Raw genomic sequence first — 16,163 nt, 5'->3', positions numbered from 1 at the left:
GGGAATCAAACCTCTCGTCCCTAGCGCGAATACGCTATGGATTGCAGAGGTTTTTTTAATGAGATTCTAGCGAAAGATGCGGCGCATTCAGCGTCCGCCTGACTGTAAGAGGGGGCAATGAGTCAATGAGTGAAAACCAGCAGCAGGCTCAGGGGTATCATCACCAGTCTATCGAGCCGAAGTGGCAAAAGTATTGGGATGAACACCATACGTTCAAAACGGGAGAAGAACCGGGCAAGCCGAAGTTTTACGCGCTCGACATGTTTCCGTATCCGTCCGGCGCAGGCCTTCATGTAGGCCATCCGGAAGGTTATACGGCTACCGACATCGTATCCCGTTATAAAAGAATGCGCGGCTATAATGTGCTTCACCCGATGGGATGGGACGCGTTCGGCCTGCCGGCCGAGCAGCACGCGCTTGATACGGGCGAACATCCGCGCGATATCACGGTAAAAAACATCAACAATTTCCGCCGCCAGATCAAATCCCTCGGCTTTTCCTACGACTGGGACCGGGAGATCAGCACGACGGATCCGGAATATTACAAATGGACGCAATGGATTTTCATCCAGCTGTACAAAAAGGGCCTCGCCTATGTAGCGGAGCTGCCTGTCAACTGGTGCCCGGCCTTGGGCACGGTGCTTGCCAATGAAGAAGTCATCGACGGCAAAAGCGAGCGCGGCGGGCACCCGGTCATCCGCAAGCCGATGCGGCAATGGGTGCTGAAAATTACCGAGTACGCCGAGCGGCTGCTTGAGGATTTGGAGGATCTCGACTGGTCCGAAAGCATCAAGGACATGCAGCGCAACTGGATCGGCAAATCCAAAGGGGCCGAAGTGAATTTCGCCATCGAAGGACATGACGGCCATCTGACGGTGTTTACGACCCGTCCGGACACCTTGTTCGGCGCGAGTTATTGCGTGCTGGCTCCCGAGCATGAGCTCGTAGCCGACATTACGACGCCGGAGCAGCGGGAAGCCGTCAAAGCGTACCAGGATCTCGCCGCGCGCAAAAGCGATCTGGAGCGCACGGATCTTGCCAAAGACAAAACCGGCGTATTTACGGGCGCTTATGCCGTCAATCCGGTCAACGGCGCGAAGCTGCCGATCTGGATCGCCGATTACGTCCTCGCGGGTTATGGAACAGGCGCCATTATGGCGGTTCCGGGCCATGACACGCGCGACTGGGAATTCGCGAAGCAATTCGGTCTGGACATCATCGAGGTTGTCAAAGGCGGCAACGTTCAGGAAGAAGCTTACACCGGAGACGGGGTGCATGTGAACTCCGGCTTCCTGGACGGACTGGGCACCGAAGAGGCGATCGCCAAAATGATCGCATGGCTTGAAGAGAACGGCAAAGGCCAAGGGAAAACGACCTACCGCCTGCGCGACTGGCTGTTCAGCCGCCAGCGTTATTGGGGCGAACCGATTCCGATTTTGCATCTTGAAGACGGAACGATGAAAACCGTGCCTGAGGATCAGCTTCCGCTGATGCTGCCGGACATCGACCAAATCAAACCTTCGGGAACCGGGGAATCCCCGCTTGCGAACGTAACCGAATGGGTGGAAACGGTCGATCCGGAAACCGGCATGAAAGCGCGCCGCGAGACCAACACGATGCCGCAATGGGCGGGCAGCTGCTGGTACTACCTGCGGTTCATCGATCCGCACAACAAGGAAGCGCTCGTCTCGAAGGAGAAAGAACGGGAGTGGATGCCGGTCGACCTGTACATCGGCGGCGTCGAGCATGCGGTGCTCCACTTGCTGTATGCCCGTTTCTGGCATAAGGTGCTGTACGACCTGGGCGTGGTCAGCACGAAGGAGCCGTTCCAGAAGCTGGTCAACCAGGGCATGATCCTTGGCACGAACAACGAAAAAATGAGCAAATCGCGCGGCAACGTCATCAATCCGGACGAAATCGTCGAAAACTACGGCGCGGACACGCTCCGTATCTATGAAATGTTCATGGGGCCGCTGGAAGCGACGAAACCATGGAACGAAAACGGCGTGGAAGGCGCGCATCGCTTCCTGTCCCGCGTCTGGCGCCTCGTCGTGAACGACGACGGCAGCCTGAATCCGAAATTGACGGACGGCGAAGGCGGCGACGACTTCAAACGCGTATGGCATAAAACGATCAAAAAAGTGACCGAAGACATGGAGCATATGCGCTTTAACACGGCGATCAGCCAGCTGATGATCTTCATTAACGATGCTTACAAAGCCGACGCGCTTCCGCGCAAAGCGATCGAGGACTTCACGCAGCTGCTGTCCCCGTTTGCGCCGCATATCGCCGAAGAGCTGTGGGAACGTCTCGGACACGAGGGATCGATCACGTATGAGCCATGGCCGACTTTCGACGAAGCATGGACCGTGGACTCCGAAGTGGAGATCGTCATCCAGGTGAACGGCAAAATCGTGCAGCGCGCCAAAATCGCCAAAGACATGAGCCAGGAGGCTATGCAGGAATTCAGCCTGTCCCAGGAAAGCGTTCAGGGAGCCATTGCCGGGAAAACCGTCCGCAAGGTGGTCGCGGTTCCGGGCAAGCTGGTCAATATCGTCGCCAACTAATTTCATATGCCGCGGATATGGCGGAAATGTTTTGCAAATTCGAAAACTATCCCGCCTCATCCAAACCAGGATTTAAAAGCATTAAAATCCCCGTACATTGTTGTACGGGGATTTTTGTTTGAAACCACGCCTTTATGATCCTGCTTCATGTTAACCGTAAGTCCAGCCCGGCTAGGTGCCGGCATCGCCAAAGAGGCTGTCGCATTTATGCAGATCCTCTTCGTATTTGGCATGCGTCGTGGCAATCAATTGGTTGAACACGCCGTTCAGGCTTTGTTTGAGCAGCGCAAGCGCTTCGGCGGTTATGCCGCCGGGGACGGCGACACGCTCCTGCAGCTCAAGCGGATGAAAACCTCCTTCCGTGAGCAGCCTGCCCGTGCCGAGCAGCATTTCGCCGGCAAGGGAGATAGCCTGCTCGCGTCCGATTCCGGTCATTTCCACGGCGGCTTCGACCCATTGGTCCACGAAAAAGCTGATAAAAGCGGGGCCGCAGCTGGAGAAATCCGAGGAAATCCGCACGTGGGCTTCCTTGATTTCAAGCGGCTCACTGATCGAACTCAGCAGTTTTTCAAGCACGAGCCTGTCTTCCGCGTCGATGCGGGCGCCGTACATGCAAAGGGATGCGCCGCTTAAGGTTAAATGCGTGATGCTTGGAATGACTTTGGCGATTTTGCAGGCGAGGGCATGTTCGAGATGGTGAATTTGAACCGGACTTGTAATGGATACCAATATTTGATCCGGTCTTACGTCATCTCTGATTTCCTCCACTAATGCTTTATACTGAAGCGGTTTTACGCATACAAACACGATATCGCAGTTTTTTACGGTTTCCGAATTGCTGCTGCATACATTCAGTCCGGGGTGACGCTGCGCGAGCAAAGTGGCTTTTTCCAAGGTGCGGTTGCTTGCGAAGACTTGCGTGGGCCTAAGCGCACCGGAAGCAATGAAGGCATCGATCAATATACTTCCCATACTGCCGGTTCCGATGAAGCCTACCTTCATATCGTTCCCCTCCTTTCGTGCTTTGTCGTAACAGCGCAGTCCTTCTCAATAATGTATGCACATGAGCATGTACCTCATGACGGCTTTTCGGCAGAACAGGCTGGGGCGGAATGATTTGTTTGCGTCTAAGGACAGCGCAAAGGCAACCTTGTGAGAGTAAAGCAATATTCGATCACATTTCATAAAAGAGGTGTTTTTCTGTGAAAAGACGGACGTTGGCAGCAAGCGTATGCTGCGCGGTGTTGGGGAGCGCCCTCATTCTGCTGTCCGGCATAGGGCATGAAGACGGGGTGGAAGGGTGGAAACCGCTCAACGATCATCTCGCCGCCGCTATGAAAGAGGAGCAGGAGATAGAACCCGGGAAGAAAAACGGCGAGGTTTCATCCGGCACGGAGAAATCCGGGTCAGGGACCGTGAATGCGGAAACAGGAGCAAATCCGGCAAAAACGCAGCAACCCGGACAGGCCTCCCAAACGCAGCAATCCGGGCAGGCTTCGCAATCGAACCGGCAGCCAGGAGAAGCCACGCAAGCTACTCACCCGGCAGGGCAGGATAACGGTTCGGCTTTGCCGGGAACGGAACCGTCCGGATCTTCGAAACAGCCGGATCAAGGGACGAGCGGTACGCAAGCTAATACCGCGCCTCAAAACGCCGCAGATGTGCAAGCGGGCGCCGAGACGGCGCCTTCGGGCAAAAAAATCAACATCAACACGGCGCCGGCTTCCGAACTGATGAACATTCCCGGGATCGGAGCCAAAAAAGCGCAGGCGATCATCGACTACAGAAACGAGCGCGGACCGTTCAAAAGAATCTCGGATTTGGACAAGGTCAAGGGCATCGGCCCGAAAATGCTTGAAAAAATGAAGCCTTACATAGAGCTTTAGCCCGGAGATGTGCTACAATAAGACAAACATTCTATGATAAACAGGTGATTACACGTGAACGTCGAAACACGAAAAGACTGGGATACCTACTTTATGGACATTGCTTACATGGTCTCGACGCGTTCCCGCTGTCCCCGCAGGCATGTCGGCGCCGTGCTTGTTCAGGGCAAAAAGCTGCTGGGCACCGCATACAACGGCGCGCCGATGGGCGTACCGGATTGCTCGGAGGCCGGCTGCATGATTGCGGAGGAAATCGAAATGATCGAGCATGACGGCAAACAGGAAATGGTCAAAAAGCAGCGCTGCGTGCGTACCATTCATGCCGAGCAAAATTTGCTGCTTTTTACGGACCGGATCGACCGGGAAGGAAGTTCGGTTTACGTTACGGACGAGCCGTGCTGGACCTGCGCCAATATGCTCGCGAACAGCGGCGTGACGGAAATCGTGTTTCACCGCTCCTATCCGAAGGATTCGGATAAGGTGACGGAGATGATGAAGCAGAAGGGGATCGTGTTCCGCGGGCTGCCATCCTACGAACCTCCGCGCGAAACCGTCATGAACGTTTGCAATTGATTGGGAAGGAAAAAAGACTCACCATGATGTTTTTGGGGAAGGACCTCTGCCAAAGCGGCGATTGACCGCAGGCGGAGGTTTTTTTGTTTTAGCGTAGATCTAGAATATGGGGATGGGAGTGAACCGCCGTGAAAGGAAGGCCATTGATCGTCGGTACGGCCGGATGGCTGGCCGGGAGCAGTCTGGCGTACGCGTTTTTGGGAATGCGGCTGCTTTTGATTTGGGGTGGAGTGACGCTTCTGTTCTCCGCTGCGGTCCTGCTCCGCAGGCAGCTGCTTCGGAGCATGCTCATCTTGTGGATTGCGGTAACGTTGTCGGGCGCGTACTGGCTTTTAAACGATGGCCGAAACGTCACGAAGCTGCCGGAGGCGCTGGCGGCCGAAGCCGGCGGTTTGGACGGCATGATGCTGCATGGCGAGGGAACGGTCGTTTCGGCGGTGGACGTCGACGGGGACCGTGCCGATTTTCAACTGGAGCTTCGGACGGCACGCATGCAGGGGGAGGCCCCTTGGGGCGAAGGCGGGACAAGCATACCTGCGGCCGAAGGGCTTCATGAGCGTGTGATGGTGCAAGTCAAACTCCAGAGCATGGAGCAGCAGGCGGAGGCGCGGGCATGGCGGCGCGGCGACCGGATTAAACTGGTCGGAACGCTTGAGCTTCCGGGCAACGCCCGCAATTTCGGCGGTTTCGATTACGCGGCCTACCTGCGGACGCAGCATATCCATTGGCTTTTTAAAGTGAAAGGGACGCAAAACGCGCAAGTTTCGCCGCCGGCTTCGCCGTGGAGCGCGCTCATGATTTTCCGGTGGAACGACGGCGCGCGCAGCGGCCTCGGAGACAAGCTCGGGCAAATTTTCCGGGAGCCGCATGCCGGATATATGAAGGGCCTGCTCATCGGCATGCAGGACGATATTGATCCCGAAACGTATTCGCAATTTTCCCAGCTGGGTTTGACGCATATATTGGCGATCTCCGGCATGCATGTCGCGGTGTTCGTCGCAAGCCTGCTGTTTTTGTTCTCCTTATTGAAAATGACCCGGGAAAAGGCGCTTCTTCTGACGATGCTCCTTATTCCCGTATACGTGCTCATATCGGGCGTAAGTCCCTCTGTTGTAAGAGCCGGTATTATGGGCATGATCGGGCTTTATGCAGCGAGAAAAGGGTGGCTGAAGGACGGCATGAACGTATTGGCGGCGGCGGCTCTGCTGATGATGCTGTGGAACCCGTATTACCTGCTGAGCGTCAGCTTCCAATTGTCCTTTCTGGTGACCGCCGGGCTGATGGTTTACGTTCCCTTGATGAGTAAGTTGCTTCGATTCCTCCCCAAGCGCATCGCCGGGGCTCTGAATGTAACGTTGGTCGCCCAGCTGGTTTCGTTTCCGCTTACCGTTTATTACTTTAATCAGTTTTCGCTGCTGTCGTTTGCGGCCAATTTCGTGTTGGTGCCGTTTATTACCTTTGTTACGCTTCCGCTTGGCGCCGTGTCGCTGCTGCTCGGCTGGATTTGGCTTCCGGCCGGAAAGGCCGCGGGATGGGTGACGGAGTTCACAAGCGACTGGACGTTCCGGCTGGTTCGTTGGCTGAACGGGTTTCCGCAGTTCGTCACCATTTGGAAATCGCCGTCTTTGGCGTGGATCGCCGCTTATTTTGTTTTCATGTACCTGATTTTATATTTGGCGAGCCGCCTCGCCGGAAGCCGCAGCCGGATACCGGCGGGAATCGTTGAAGACGAAACGGCGGAACTCGGGGGGACCGGACGTTCCATTGATGCCGGAAATGCACCTAACAACAAAAAAATGAGAATGGCGCTGACCGGTATTATGCTTGCCTTTCTGTTTCTGATATATTGGGAATATCGGCCTACTTTCCTCAACGGGGCGGGACTGGTGCAGTTTCTGGACGTCGGGCAGGGGGACGGCATCCTGATTACGACTCCGGAAGGACGGAACATTCTGGTGGACGGGGGAGGCACGGTCAATTTCCGCAAACCCGCGGACGGCTGGAAGGAGCGGAAAAAACCGTTCGAAGTCGGCGCCAAGGTTGTCGTGCCCCTGTTAAAGCAGCGGGGAATCCACCGTTTGGACGCAGTGATCGTTACGCACGGGGACCAGGACCATGCCGGGGGGCTTCAGGCCGTTTTGGAGCAAATCCCCGTAAAAGCTTTCCTGTTTAACGGAACGCTTGCCGGTACGAAGGCATTCGACAAGCTGATGGATACGGCCCTGAAGCGCCGGATTCCCGTGTATGCCGTCCATCAGGGCATGAAACTGAAGCCGGATCGGCATACGGAATTGGCTTTTATATCGCCGCTTATGGACGACACGGAGCAGGAGGAGGTTCCGGTCGAAAAAAGCCAGAATCATGTGTCGGTGGCATTCGTGCTGACCATGAACGAGAGGAGACTGCTGTTTACAGGCGATATGGACAAGGCTGCGGAGGAGGCCGTGCTGGAGTGGACGGCAAGGAGCAGCCAAACGGCTATGACTGCCGCAGCTTCAGACGCTGCCGGCACAATGACAGCCAAGGTCTCCCAAGCGGGCATCGACGTGATCAAAATCGCCCATCACGGCAGCAAATCGTCCAGCGGCGAGGATTGGCTTCATTATTGGAAGCCGAAAGCCGCCGTAATATCGGCGGGCGTGAACAACTTATACGGCCATCCGCATGCCGAAGTCGTGCAGCGGATCGAAGACGAAGGCGCCGAACTGTTCCGGACGGACCAAAACGGCGAAGTTCAGATGCTAATCCGGCCTGAAGGCATCCGAATCCGGAGCAAGCTGGGTCTGATGCGCTAGCAGACGGTGTTACTATGTTTTGCTCATAAACATGACGGAATTGACATCAATAGGGGATGAATCCGGTCCGTTTCTGACAAAATTTTAAAGAAATGATCGAAAAAACAACGTAAAATGGATGAGTTGCGTAAGCAAAACAGGATTGTTGGTGACGGGTTCACTAGAATTTGGTATCCTTAATTGGGGTTTGCCATTTTCGGGAGAAACGCGGCCCGAAGCGGTCTTACGTACATAGGATATATCGAACTTATAATGATAAAAAAAGTTGGTTACAAATTGCAACAATTTTACACGCCTGCACGTCTGTTAGAATGCAGGGAGAGGGGGATCCTTTGTGGTAGAGCAGGGACTCATAAGAGCCGCTCAATCGGGCGATCGCGACGCTCTAATCACCCTATTAAGAGAAATTGAGCATCAAGTGTACCGCACAGCCTACTATATTTTAAACGACGAACAAGATGCGATGGACGCTTCCCAGGAAGCATTGATCCGCATCTATACCAAAATCGGCTCCTATGAGGAAAAGGCGCAGTTCAAAACATGGGTCCAGCGGATCGTGACCAATATTTGCATCGACAAATTCAGGCGCACGAAACCGACGGTTTCCATCGACGAACATGAGCTGGTATTTCAGGACAAAGAGAACGTGGAAAAAACCGTCATGTCCTCGTATTTGGCCCAGGATATCAAGGAGGCCATCGACCAGCTGCCGGATCATCATCGAAGCGTCATCGTGCTTAGGTATTTGCAGGATTTTTCTTACAACGAAATCGCTGACTGCCTGAACCTTCCGCTGAATACCGTGAAATCCTATCTGTTCAGGGCCAGGCAGCAGCTCCAGAATATGCTTCAAGAGCATCAGAAAGGTGGTGTATCAGGATGAAATGTCCAGAGGTGGTGGAGTGGATGCACCGTTATTTGGATTATGATTTGAGCGAGGAAGAAACCGTGCAGCTGTATGAGCATTTGAAACATTGTCCTGAATGTACGGAAACCTTTCGGATGCTGAAATCATTGTCCCGGGACCTGGAGGATTTGCCGAAGGTAACGCCCAAATTCAGCATCGTGGACGCCATCATGCCCCAGCTTGACGCCATAGACCAGGCCCGCCAGGAAAAAAGCGCCTCGCGCGAGGAAGCTCCCGCCGAAATGGTGCCGGTGCCGGCGCGTCAAGTGCGCAACAGCAAATTTCGAAATTCCGTCGCAGGACGAACGGCCATCGGGGCTGTAGCGGCGATGGTCATTCTGGGCGTGGCGATATACAGCTATCCGCAGAAACATCTGTCTACCGCGGAAGAGCCTGCCTTCAAAGCATCGGAGCAAAAAACGGCCGGCAGCGCGGCGACTTCCGCCGACTCCTCGCAGGGCAGCGGAGGAGAGCGGCAGGATCTCGAACCGAAGCGTGAGATGCTGTACAGCGCCGAACCCGGCAACACGCCTGCGGAAGATGATGCCGCTGCAAGCGCTGGCGGTGCGTCGGAGCTGAAATCGGCGGACACGTCGTCTTCGGATCGCGCGGAGAAGGAACAGCCGGTCCAGTCCGAGGCGCCTTCGGATAAGGTGAATCCCGAAGCAAGCCGCAGCGCCGATGCCAAAACCGACGCGAAAACCGATGCCAAAGCTCCGGATGAATCGGTATCGGCTTCCCAAAAGGGCGCTCCCGCGGAAAAACCGAAAGAGAAACAAGATCCTGCCCAGAAGCCGGCCGATGACACGGCGAATCTGGATAAAGCGACCGCAGCGGGCAATACGGGCGGAGACGGCGGCGCAAGCCAGGACGGGGCGCAGGGCCAAGCCAACGAGACGGGTGATCCGGCTCAGGAAAAGTCCCTCGCCGATGAAAAAGTGAGCATGGGAATCAGCGCGCTCAAAACGCCGGCGGCGCAAATCAATTCTCCCGACGGCAAATACGTCGCTTCGGTGGAAGACAACAAACTGGTCATTTACGCCGTGTCGGACCAGGAAAGCCAGAAGAAGGCCGTTAAAACCATTGATCTGCAGGGCAGCTGGGTATCCGGGGTCTGGTCCGCGGACAGCACCGTCTTTACCTATCAAACGGCGGACGATCAGGGGACGGCGACCAGCAAAACTTACAGGGTCGAAGACTCGGCAGCTTCCAATCCATAAGCCGCAAAGTTTCCGGCAACGAAAAAATACAGAAAACAGCATGCACCATTTCAAGAGATATGGAATAGGATTTAATACGCTTAGAATTGGAAGCGAACCAGAATCGTCGTGTAACCACTGGCGGCGGGATTTCTAGAGTCCTGCCCGCCGGTGTTTATCATAGATGAGCTGGGACGGAGGGGCCTTTCCTTTAGGAGAGGTCCTTCTGCTGTTTTACCACATGCGGAATTTTGATAATATAATAAGGCAGGTCGAATCTTACGTGGGCTACATAATGAAAGGGGGAGCGGAAGCGTGGACGTAAAAGCGGCGGCCAAAGCCGTGAAGCAGGGAGACATCGCTCCCGTGTATTTGCTGTACGGAACGGAAAAATATCAAATGAACGAGTTTGTGTCCTTCCTTACGGAGCATGCCGTTTCCGAGAGCGAGCGCGATTTTGCGCTGGTTCACTACGATTTGGCGGACACGCCTCTGCAGCAGGTCATCGAGGAAGCGGAAATGGTGCCGTTTATGGTTCCCCGCAAGCTGATCCTGGTGCAGGATGCGTCCGTTTTTACGGCGGGCAAAGACCAGGGCAAAGTGGAGCATCGCCCGGAATCGCTCCTTGAATATATGAAAAATCCGGCTGAATACAGCGTCCTCGTGTTTATCGTCAATCAGGAAAAGCTGGACGAGCGCAAAAAAATCGTCAAGGCCGTCAAAACCGGAGGTACGCTTTTATCGTTTATGCCGCTTGGCAGCGAAGATCTTTTGAAATGGATCGTCAAAAAAGCGAAAGAGCAAGGCTGCACGCTGGAAGAGAGCGCCGCTGAGGCGGTGATCCGCAATGCGGGCACCCAGCTGCAAACGCTCGCCGCCGAGATCGACAAGCTCTGCCTGTACGCAGGCAAAGGCGGAACCATTCGCCCGGACATAGTGGACGAGCTGATTGCGCGGAGCACGGAACAAAACGTGTTTGCGCTCGTGGAGGATATTGCGAATCTGCGGGTGGACCGGGCGCTGTCGATCTTCTATGAGCTGCTGAAGCAAAAGGAAGAGCCGATCAAAATCGCCGCCCTCATCGCAAGGCAATTCCGCATCATTCTTCAGGTCAAGGATCTTGCAGGACAAAGCTACTCCCAGCAGCAGATCGCTTCTCAGCTCGGCCTTCATCCGTATGCCGTAAAAATTGCCGGCGAACAGGCCCGGAAATTTCAGGCGGCGCAGCTGAAGCAAATTTTGAGCAGGCTGGGCACGTTGGATTACCAGATGAAGACGGGAGCCATCGACAAAGTGTTGGGCCTCGAACTGTTTTTGCTGCGGCTCGCAGCATAAAAAAGAAAAAGGCAGGCAGCCGGACGGTTTGGATATGACCCGGGACGGCTGACCTGCTTTTTTTGTTGGAAATCGATGTGTGAAGCTCATACGGTTTGCAGGCTCCTCGGCACTCAAGTCTGAGGGTGACGGTTACGCCAATGTGTCAAGGAGGGAAAAGATTCTTTAGTGATTCATCGTACTAGAGGATGAAGGCGTTTTCGTTTGATGGCCGAACCGTCCGGACCAAAAGGCGAGGCCCATCGTCAGCAGCAGCAAAATTCCGGTGAGCAAAAAGACGGTATGGATGCTGAACACGCCGCTGATGGCGCCGCCCGCAAGCGGACCAAGCATGCCGCCAAGCTGGTTTGAGGTTTGGCTCAGGCTGAACGCTCTGCCGCGGAATTCGGCCGAGGTCGCCCGGACCACAAGGCCGTTCAGTGCCGGGAATACGGCGCAAAAGAAACATCCGTACAAAAATCTGACGATCGAGAAGGCCCAAATGTTATGGAACGGGATTTGCAGCAGCGACCCGACGCCTCCGGCAAACAACCCGATCAAAAGGATTTTCCGGAACCCGATTTTGTCGGCGAGTTTGCCCCAACGCGGCGCGAACAGAATGCTGGCGATTCCGACCAGCGAGAATATGACGCCCGCCAAAATCGAGGCATCGGAGGCCGAATGGCCGAATTCCACGATGTAAAGCGGAAGCACCGGCTCGATCGTCATGACCGAAAACTGCGTTAGCATCGTCAGCAGCAGCACGATCAGCAGCGTTTTATTATTGGCGGCAAGTTTGATGGTGCTGAACACGGACACGCGCCCTTTGCCCGGCACGAACTTTTCTTCCTTGACGTAAAAGATGACCAGCAGGGTGGCCAGAAAACAAAGCACGCCGGCGCTGGCGAAAGCCAGCCGGTTATCGAACAGCTTTGACAGCACGCCGCCAAGCAGCGGCCCCATGATGCTCCCGGTCGCCGTCGCGGTCGACATCGTCGAAAGCGCGTACCCGACCTTGTGCTCGGGCGTATTGGTGCCGACGATGGCGATGGCCCCCGGTATAAAGCCGGAAAGTAGTCCCTGCAAAATCCGTAAAATGAGCAGCTGCACCGGGCTCGTGACAAAGGAGGTTAAAATGTAGATGACGCACAGCACAAAACCGGCGCGGACGATCATGGCTTTGCGGCCGTATTTGTCGCCAACCGCCCCCCAGAACGGCGAAGACAGCGCCCCGGCCAAAAACGCGCTGCTGAACAGCAGGCCGGACCACATTTCAACGTTTTCGGTCGTGCCGATTTGAATGAGAAAGATCGGGAGAAACGGTACGACCATGGAGAAGCTTGAAGAGACGATGAAAGAACCGAACCATAAAACCCATAAGTTTTTCTTCCAGATTTCCACTGCTCGTCAACTCCTGACAATTGTGTTGTGGGCTTGGGATCACGAAAATATGTACGCAAAGGATATTGAATCAAAAAGTCCTGATCAGCTTTAGGCTGTTCAGGACTTTTCATTTACATCGTATGGATAACACCCTTATGCTTGTGCATTCAGAGCGTTCAGTTTTTGCGCCAAGCGGGATTTCTTGCGGCTTGCTGCGTTTTTGTGGATGAGACCTTTAGTCACAGCCTTGTCCAGCTTTTGGGAAGCGGCTTGAACTGCAGCTTTAGCAGCTTCAACTTCATTATTTGCCAGCGCAACGTCAGCGGCTTTCACAGCTGTGCGGAGCGCGGATTTTTGGGAAGCATTAAGCGCACGGCGTTTTTCGTTCGTTTTTACGCGTTTAACGGCGGATTTAATGTTTGGCATTGCATTCACCTCCTGTAAGGCATTCGAATTACTCGAAATGATTCACAACTTAAAATAGTTTAGCATGGGGTACCGCAAAAAGCAATACTAAGGCTTGCATAATCGGAGGCCGCCTCCCGCACACTATAAGGAAAACGGCAAAGGAGGATGATTTTGAGATGGAGTTGGATCTGCAAAAATATAACGTGCGCACCGATTTGGCGGTGGATGCCAGAGAGCTTGCCGCAAAGCAGTATCCGGATTCGATTCCGGGCGTCGATGAAGAGGTTTCGGAAAAGGACGGCATTAAGGTGACCCGGTTGAACGTGCTGACCGATGAGGGCTCGCAGGCGATCGGCCGCCTCAAAGGGCATTACGTCACGCTGGAGGTGCCCGGGCTCCGCAACGGGGATACGGGTCTGCAGGAGCGGGTAGCGGAAGCTTTCGCCAAAGAATTCGAGGATTTTCTGACGCTCATCGGCATTCAAAAGAAAGACACCGTACTCATCGTCGGATTGGGCAACTGGAACGTGACGCCGGACTCGCTGGGTCCGCTCGTGGTGGAAAACGTGCTGGTGACCCGCCAATATTTTGAGCTGATGCCGGACCAGGTCGCGCCGGGCTACCGCCAAATCAGCGCCATCGCGCCGGGCGTCCTCGGCATTACGGGGATCGAGTCCAGCGAGATCGTGCAGGGCATCGTCGACCGGACGAAGCCGGATTTGATCATCGCCATCGACGCGCTGGCCTCCCGTTCGCTGGAACGCGTGAACACGACGATCCAAATCGCCGACATCGGGATCCATCCGGGTTCGGGCATCGGCAACAAGCGACGGGGATTGACCAAAGAAGTGCTGGGCGTCCCCTGCATCGCCATCGGCGTGCCGACCGTATGTTACGCGTCCACGATCGTCAACAACGTGATGGAAATGATGAAAAAGCATTTTGGCGGCGACCAGAAGCAAACGCGCGAAATTATGGGGCTGCTCGACAGCATTTCCGAAAACGAGCGGCTTGCTTTGGTCAAGGAGGTGCTGGAGCCGCTTGGGCACGACCTGATCGTCACGCCGAAAGAAATCGACGAATTTATCGAGGATATCGCCAACATCGTGGCCAGCGGCCTGAACGCATCGCTGCATGAAGCCGTCGATCCGGGCAATGCCGGGGCCTATACCCACTAAATCCGGTCGACTCATCGAACAAAAAAGGAAGTCTGCGAATCTATCGCGGCTTCTTTTTTTTCTGCGAATATATCATTTTTGGTTCTAGCGATTCTCCTCCGCTCATAGTTTTGAAGTATAAGAGAGTTCAGGAGGACGACACAATGAAAAATGGATTTCGGCTGTGGAATATCCGCAAATGGAGAACGAAGATGCTGCGCATGCTGTCCATGGGACGCACGTTTTTGCTGCTGGTGATCGGGTCGTTTCTGTTTTTTGTCATGCTGGGGCTCGGCGGAATAGCGGAAAATAAATTGAATTCTTCCCCCGTTTCGTCCATGAAAGGTTTTGCGGGCACGCTGTCGAGCCGGTTTTTTATGGACATGCTGGGCATGGAAGTGCCGCATCTGGACAAGGAAAAGGGCGCGTCGACGTTTTCAGGCGAAAAGATGACGACGTTTGTGTTTCAAATGCTGACAAGCGTCAACCCGCGCGATCCGAAAAGCCTGCTGGCCAATGAGATGCCGGGGATGGGATCAAACGATCCGGTGCTGCTGAGGAGCGCCGCCGGCAACCAAAACATGGTCCCGCCCGAAGATTTTCATCTGCCGCCCGAAGCGGAGGATCCGAATGAAAAACCGGCCAAAACGGAACCGCCGAAGCAAACGGACCAAACGCCCCAAACGCCTGCCAAAGAGCCCGAACCCGGTCCGAAAAAGGAGCCCGGCAATACGGGGACGTCCAAGCAGGAACCGAAAAGTCCAAGCAAAACGGAAACGCCTCCGGCCGCCAATTCGGGCAAAAAAGTGGTCATGATCTATCACTCGCATCCGAGAGAAGCCTATAATCCGCTGCTGAGCAAAACCAGCGACAATCCGAGCTCGACCTCCCCGGAAAAAAACGTCATGCTGGTCGGGAAATATATGGCCGACAAGCTGGAAAAGCTGGGGGTAGGGACGGTTCACTCGGAGAAGGATTACGCCAATACCGTGAATGGTTACAACTATAATTTTTCATATAAATATTCCCGTCAGACGGTAAAAGAGGCCATGGCCCAAAACGGCGGGCTGGACTATCTGATCGATATCCACCGCGATTCGCAACGGCACGCGAAAACGACGACCGTCATCGACGGAAAGAGTTTCGCCCAGGTGTTTTTTATCATCGGCCACGAAAACAAAAACTGGCGCAAAAACGAAGCTTTCGCAAACGCGATCCACGAGCGGCTGGAGAAGGCATATCCGGGAATATCCCGGGGCATTTGGGGCAAAACTTCATCCCAAGGCAACGGCGAATATAACCAGTCCCTTTCCGGAAACAGCATCTTGATCGAAGTCGGCGGCATCGACAGCACAAACGAAGAACTGAAGCGGACGGCAGAGGTGCTGGGGCAAATCATCGCGGATTTGTATTTCGAAACCCAAAATGCCGAGAAAGCAAGCGCGGACAAGTCCGGATCGGCCCAAAAGGCAGGGTCCGTCAATTAAGTCGAATTTACGGTATGGACGAAGGAGGAAGCGGTCATGTCGAAATGGGCGAAAAGAATTTGGATGGTAGGGGTTTGGGCCGGCATTGGCGTACTGATCGGCATGCAGCTTGCAAGCTCCGGAGGGTCTCAGCCGGACACCGGAACAAGCCCGGCATACGCCAGCAGCCAAGCCGCGGCCGCCGGCAAGGGACAAGCCCCCGCGCCAAAAAGCTCGAACCGTTTCAAGGTCGAGGAAAAAGAACCCGAGCAGGTAGAGGTCAAGGATACCCGCACCCTGACGCCGGAACAAATTTTGTCGCCGGAAACCGGGAAGCCGACGGTGGACGTGCTGGCGGACAAAACCGCCGGCTTGCTGCAAAATCTTTCGCAAAAAGGCATCCGGCTGGTCGTTTCCATGTTCGATTCCATTACCGAATGACTTGTGGTCGCAAGTGGGATTGCCCGCCTTTATTTCAACTGCTATAATAAATTGATTGACACATCAG

General features: G+C 54.7%; 13 protein-coding genes and 1 other annotated feature (1 of these 14 only partly in view). Of the genes, 10 read left to right on the top strand and 3 right to left on the bottom strand.

What is annotated here, in order from left to right; genetic code table 11:
- Window positions 1–25, top strand: a binding site (T-box leader); it begins 226 nt to the left of the window's first position.
- Window positions 26–125: 100 nt separating this feature from the next.
- The gene (gene leuS, locus RJP21_RS05720) at window positions 126–2,567 is read left to right on the top strand and encodes a leucine--tRNA ligase (RefSeq protein WP_310858449.1); all 2,442 of its coding nucleotides are present in this window, start codon (window positions 126–128) and stop codon (window positions 2,565–2,567) included.
- 171 nt (window positions 2,568–2,738) lie between these two features.
- On the opposite strand, the gene comER is transcribed toward leuS, so the two are convergent.
- Window positions 2,739–3,569 carry a late competence protein ComER gene (gene comER, locus RJP21_RS05715; RefSeq protein ID WP_310858448.1) on the bottom strand — a complete coding sequence of 277 codons (831 nt, stop codon included), beginning with the start codon at window positions 3,567–3,569 and terminating at the stop codon, window positions 2,739–2,741.
- 200 nt (window positions 3,570–3,769) lie between these two features.
- Between comER and RJP21_RS05710 the strand changes: the two genes are divergently transcribed.
- From RJP21_RS05710 to holA, 6 genes are all read left to right on the top strand, one after another.
- Entirely contained in the window at window positions 3,770–4,453 is a 684-nt protein-coding gene (locus RJP21_RS05710; protein WP_310858447.1) for a ComEA family DNA-binding protein, read from the top strand.
- Window positions 4,454–4,507: 54 nt separating this feature from the next.
- Window positions 4,508–5,026 carry a deoxycytidylate deaminase gene (locus RJP21_RS05705; RefSeq protein ID WP_310858446.1) on the top strand — a complete coding sequence of 173 codons (519 nt, stop codon included), beginning with the start codon at window positions 4,508–4,510 and terminating at the stop codon, window positions 5,024–5,026.
- Between the two features lie 128 nt (window positions 5,027–5,154).
- Window positions 5,155–7,821 (top strand): ComEC/Rec2 family competence protein, encoded by a 2,667-nt coding sequence (locus RJP21_RS05700; RefSeq protein ID WP_310858445.1) that lies wholly within the window; start codon window positions 5,155–5,157, stop codon window positions 7,819–7,821.
- Window positions 7,822–8,155: 334 nt separating this feature from the next.
- Entirely contained in the window at window positions 8,156–8,704 is a 549-nt protein-coding gene (locus RJP21_RS05695) for an RNA polymerase sigma factor (protein WP_160043384.1), read from the top strand.
- On the top strand, window positions 8,701–9,948 hold the full coding sequence (locus tag RJP21_RS05690; protein WP_310858444.1) for a zf-HC2 domain-containing protein: 1,248 nt from the start codon (window positions 8,701–8,703) through the stop codon (window positions 9,946–9,948). The genes RJP21_RS05695 and RJP21_RS05690 overlap by 4 nt, the downstream gene beginning before the upstream one ends.
- 294 nt (window positions 9,949–10,242) lie before the next feature.
- Window positions 10,243–11,262 carry a DNA polymerase III subunit delta gene (gene holA / locus RJP21_RS05685; protein WP_310858443.1) on the top strand — a complete coding sequence of 340 codons (1,020 nt, stop codon included), beginning with the start codon at window positions 10,243–10,245 and terminating at the stop codon, window positions 11,260–11,262.
- Window positions 11,263–11,427: 165 nt separating this feature from the next.
- On the opposite strand, the gene RJP21_RS05680 is transcribed toward holA, so the two are convergent.
- Entirely contained in the window at window positions 11,428–12,642 is a 1,215-nt protein-coding gene (locus RJP21_RS05680; RefSeq protein ID WP_310858442.1) for an MFS transporter, read from the bottom strand.
- Window positions 12,643–12,777: 135 nt separating this feature from the next.
- A complete protein-coding gene (gene rpsT / locus RJP21_RS05675; protein WP_310858441.1) occupies window positions 12,778–13,050 on the bottom strand; it encodes a 30S ribosomal protein S20 in 273 nt (90 codons plus the stop codon).
- A 158-nt stretch (window positions 13,051–13,208) separates the two neighbouring features.
- Between rpsT and gpr the strand changes: the two genes are divergently transcribed.
- The 3 genes from gpr to RJP21_RS05660 all read left to right on the top strand — a co-directional run bounded on the left by gpr (window position 13,209) and on the right by RJP21_RS05660 (window position 16,096).
- Window positions 13,209–14,210, top strand: coding sequence for a GPR endopeptidase (gene gpr, locus RJP21_RS05670; protein ID WP_310858440.1), 1,002 nt, complete (start codon window positions 13,209–13,211; stop codon window positions 14,208–14,210).
- A 143-nt stretch (window positions 14,211–14,353) separates the two neighbouring features.
- A complete protein-coding gene (locus tag RJP21_RS05665; RefSeq protein ID WP_310858439.1) occupies window positions 14,354–15,676 on the top strand; it encodes a stage II sporulation protein P in 1,323 nt (440 codons plus the stop codon).
- A 36-nt stretch (window positions 15,677–15,712) separates the two neighbouring features.
- On the top strand, window positions 15,713–16,096 hold the full coding sequence (locus RJP21_RS05660) for a hypothetical protein (RefSeq protein ID WP_310858438.1): 384 nt from the start codon (window positions 15,713–15,715) through the stop codon (window positions 16,094–16,096).
- Window positions 16,097–16,163 lie beyond the last annotated feature (67 nt).

Origin of the sequence: Paenibacillus sp. VCA1, assembly GCF_031583795.1 — a bacterium.
In the GTDB taxonomy this organism is placed as follows: Bacteria; Bacillota; Bacilli; order Paenibacillales; family Paenibacillaceae; genus Paenibacillus_AQ; species Paenibacillus_AQ albilobatus.
This window is presented reverse-complemented; position numbering and strand designations above follow the sequence as displayed.

Bases quoted from the DNA above. Each gene is read 5' to 3' on its own strand.
- leuS (WP_310858449.1), top strand. From the start codon at position 126: ATGAGTGAAAACCAGCAGCAGGCTCAGGGGTATCATCACCAGTCTATC.
- comER (WP_310858448.1), bottom strand. From the start codon at position 3,569: ATGAAGGTAGGCTTCATCGGAACCGGCAGTATGGGAAGTATATTGATC.
- RJP21_RS05690 (WP_310858444.1), top strand. From the start codon at position 8,701: ATGAAATGTCCAGAGGTGGTGGAGTGGATGCACCGTTATTTGGATTAT.
- rpsT (WP_310858441.1), bottom strand. From the start codon at position 13,050: ATGCCAAACATTAAATCCGCCGTTAAACGCGTAAAAACGAACGAAAAA.
- gpr (WP_310858440.1), top strand. From the start codon at position 13,209: ATGGAGTTGGATCTGCAAAAATATAACGTGCGCACCGATTTGGCGGTG.
- RJP21_RS05665 (WP_310858439.1), top strand. From the start codon at position 14,354: ATGAAAAATGGATTTCGGCTGTGGAATATCCGCAAATGGAGAACGAAG.
- RJP21_RS05660 (WP_310858438.1), top strand. From the start codon at position 15,713: ATGTCGAAATGGGCGAAAAGAATTTGGATGGTAGGGGTTTGGGCCGGC.